The 2,067-nt window shown below is 55.8% G+C and carries 1 protein-coding gene; it reads left to right on the top strand.

Annotated features, from left to right (window positions below; genetic code table 11):
- Window positions 1–230 precede the first annotated feature (230 nt).
- Window positions 231–1,925, top strand: a complete 1,695-nt coding sequence (locus DXD24_RS09970; protein ID WP_117646651.1) for a phospho-sugar mutase — start codon at window positions 231–233, stop codon at window positions 1,923–1,925.
- Window positions 1,926–2,067 lie beyond the last annotated feature (142 nt).

Raw genomic sequence — 2,067 nt, 5'->3', positions numbered from 1 at the left:
TCTGATGACTTGAAGAAGGGGGAGGCCTCGCGGCCTCCCCCTTTTTTTGCGTTTACGGGCAACATTTCTTATGCAATTAAATCAATTTAATCATCCACCGCTGAATATAGACGTTCACCGTTCTTTGGTCGGTTCTCTGTTCTCAATGGACTAATATTTGCTTTAGCGCACTGCTGCGCTTGTCCTGTTTTTACACGGGTCGTTTTATTGATTGTGACGGAAGGACTCACATGGCAGATGTTCATGAGCTGCTTGATACTTGGATTGCCAATGTCAAGGACGAGGAGCTCCTCGCTGAGCTCAACACGATGAAGGAGCAGGGTGATGAGGACGCCATCACTGACGCTTTCTTCCAGGATCTCGCCTTCGGTACCGCCGGTCTTCGCGGCACTATCGGTGCGGGCACTAACCGTATGAATATCTATACGGTCGGTCGTGCGACCCAGGGATTCGCTGACTATCTCAATGCGACCTTTGAGCATCCGACGGTTGCCATCGCTCGCGATAGCCGCAATAAAGGTGAGCTGTTCGTTAAGACGACGGCTGCCATTCTTGCAGCAAATGGCGTGACTGCCCTCGTGTATCCCAAGATTTCTCCTGTGCCGACGCTCTCCTGGGCCGTCCGTGATCTTAAGTGCTCCGGTGGCATTTGCATGACCGCTAGCCATAACCCGGCGCCGTATAACGGCTATAAGGCCTATGGCCCCGATGGCTGCCAGATCACCAGCGAGGCCGCCGATGCAATTTCTAAGGCTATCGCCGAGACCGATACATTCACCGGCGTGAAGTCCATGGACTTTGATGAGGCTCTTGAGCAGGGTCTGGTTAAATGGATCGACGACTCGTGCCTCGAGCGTTATTACGACGCCGTTCTCGCGCGCGGCGTGACCAACCTTTCTGCCGAGGAGATCGCTGGCGCTCCGCTTAAGCTTGTCTATACGCCGCTGAATGGTACCGGCCTCATTCCCGTCACCACGGTGCTCGAGCGCGCTGGCGTCACTGATATCACGGTTGTTCCCGAGCAGAAGGAACCTAACGGCGATTTCCCGACCTGCCCGTATCCTAACCCCGAGATCCGTCAGGCCATGCAGAAGGGCATCGATCTCTGCGAGCAGGTTCACCCCGATCTGCTGCTTGCAACCGATCCCGACGCCGACCGTGTTGGCGTTGCCGTTAAGAATGGCGATGACTATCTGCTGCTGACCGGCAATGAGATGGGCGTTCTGCTGCTCGACTATATCTGCAAGACCCGTGCTGCCCGCGGTGAGGACCTCACTAAGAAGGTTGCCGTTACTACTATCGTTTCTTCCGCCATGGTTGACGCTCTGGCCGACGAGTACGGTTTTGAGCTCCGCCGCTGCCTGACGGGCTTCAAGTACATCGGCGACATCATTACCTCGCTTTCCGATGCTGGCGAGGTCGATCGCTTTATCTTTGGTTTCGAGGAGAGCTACGGCTATCTGGCTGGCGACCACGTGCGCGACAAGGACGCCGTGAGCACTTCGCTGCTGATTTGCCAGATGGCGCAGTATTACAAGCTCCAGGGTAAGAACCTCGCCGATGCGATGCACGAGCTGTACGAGAAGTATGGCTACTACCACAACAAGACGATTTCGCTGAGCTATCCGGGTGCTGAGGGTGCGGCAAAGATGGCCGGCATCATGTCCGGTCTGCGCGAGAACCCGCCTGCGGAGCTTGCTGGGTCCAAGATTGAGGCCGTCGTGGACTACAACACCTGCGTGAACGGCCTGCCGAAGGCTAACGTCATTGAGTTCGATCTTGAGGGCGGCAACAAGGGTATTGTTCGTCCTTCCGGCACCGAGCCCAAGATTAAACTGTACATCTTCGCCAAGGGCGCGGATGCCGCCGAGGCTGATGCAGCACTTGACGCGATCGAGGAATCCGGTCGCAAGCTGTTGGCCTAAGGCTTTGAAAGCCTATTTCTATAGATAGACGGAGGAGGGGATCTCGGAAACGAGGTCCCCTCTTTATTACCGGTAAATACAGCTGAGAATTCCGGATTGTGTAGGAAATGTGTACGCCCAGATTCCCGCCCCCGGCGCCCCT

Origin of the sequence: Collinsella sp. TF12-2AT (genome assembly GCF_003436735.1) — a bacterium.
Classification (GTDB): Bacteria; Actinomycetota; Coriobacteriia; order Coriobacteriales; family Coriobacteriaceae; genus Collinsella.
The sequence above is the reverse complement of the archived record's forward strand: the minus strand, read 5'-3'. Positions and strand labels throughout refer to the sequence as shown.

Excerpts from the sequence above, each read along its gene's own strand:
- DXD24_RS09970 (WP_117646651.1), top strand. The coding sequence starts at position 231 with ATGGCAGATGTTCATGAGCTGCTTGATACTTGGATTGCCAATGTCAAG.